Raw genomic sequence first — 291 nt, forward strand, 5'->3', positions numbered from 1 at the left:
CTTGAGCTCTTTGAAGGGTCGTTCGAGACCAGGACGTTGATAGGTCAGGTGTGGAAGTGCAGTAATGCATTAAGCTAACTGATACTAATTGCCCGTACGGCTTGTCCCTATAACCTTGACGGTTATGTGCATTTACTATGATGGTGAGTGCTACCCACAAAACTTTACTTCTCCCAGATTCGCTGTGCAGCCCGATTGGTGGCTGCAGAGCATACAAGTCAAAGCTTGATGACCATAGTAAGTCGGTCCCACCCCTTCCCATCCCGAACAGGACCGTGAAACGACTCTACG

The 291-nt window shown here is 49.1% G+C and carries 2 rRNA genes; both read left to right on the forward strand.

What is annotated here, in order from left to right:
• A 23S ribosomal RNA gene (locus tag GJ698_RS30320) occupies positions 1 to 109 on the forward strand; the annotation flags it as partial.
• A gap of 115 nt (positions 110 to 224) precedes the next feature.
• A 5S ribosomal RNA gene (rrf, locus tag GJ698_RS30325) occupies positions 225 to 291 on the forward strand; the annotation flags it as partial.

This window comes from Duganella aquatilis, assembly GCF_009674565.1.
GTDB classification, from domain to species: Bacteria; Pseudomonadota; Gammaproteobacteria; order Burkholderiales; family Burkholderiaceae_D; genus Rugamonas; species Rugamonas aquatilis.